Below are 517 nucleotides of genomic sequence, written 5' to 3' on the forward strand. Positions count from 1 at the left end.
GTGCTGGGTGGTGGGAAGCGGCACTGTTAAGATGCAATGGATCCGGAGGATAGACGATGCAGGCTGGTTACAGGGCTGAGGTTGAAAGGCGGATGAGGTGGCTCTACGAGCGATTGTCTGAGAAAGACCGGCGTCGCTATGCGGCTGTGGAGGCAGACAAGCTGGGGCATGGTGGTTTCGAATATATTGCGAAGCTGTTTGAAATCGACCCTAAAACTATCAGGCAAGGATTGAAGGACATGGAAGAGGAACGGGATCCAGCGGGAGAGCGGATCCGAAAAAAAGGGGCGTAAATCGAGGTTAACGGATCATCCGGAGTGGAACACTGTCTTTCTAGATGTGGTGCGAGAGCATACAGCGGGAAGTCCTCAGCATGAGGTCATTTGGACGGATCTGAAGCCCCGCGAAATCGCGGAGGCGATGACGCAACAGGTAGCGGCACGGGTGAGCGTGCGAACCGTCAGGCAACTGTTAAAACAAAACGGATTTTCCCGTCGGCAATCGCAGAAAAAGAAGT

2 protein-coding genes are annotated in these 517 nt (G+C 53.8%); both read left to right on the top strand.

What is annotated here, in order from left to right; genetic code table 11:
- The first annotated feature begins 56 nt into the window (after window positions 1-56).
- A complete protein-coding gene (locus AWB78_RS43100) occupies window positions 57-293 on the top strand; it encodes a hypothetical protein (protein WP_062613392.1) in 237 nt (78 codons plus the stop codon).
- A gap of 49 nt (window positions 294-342) precedes the next feature.
- Window positions 343-517: ISAzo13-like element transposase-related protein (locus AWB78_RS50130; protein ID WP_198399528.1), on the top strand; the 175-nt coding region annotated here is incomplete at its 3' end.

The sequence above is a fragment of the Caballeronia calidae genome, from assembly GCF_900044055.2.
GTDB lineage: Bacteria > Pseudomonadota > Gammaproteobacteria > Burkholderiales > Burkholderiaceae > Caballeronia > Caballeronia calidae.

What these genes read in the sequence shown, in the direction of transcription:
- AWB78_RS43100 (WP_062613392.1), top strand. Translation starts at nt 57, where the DNA reads ATGCAGGCTGGTTACAGGGCTGAGGTTGAAAGGCGGATGAGGTGGCTC.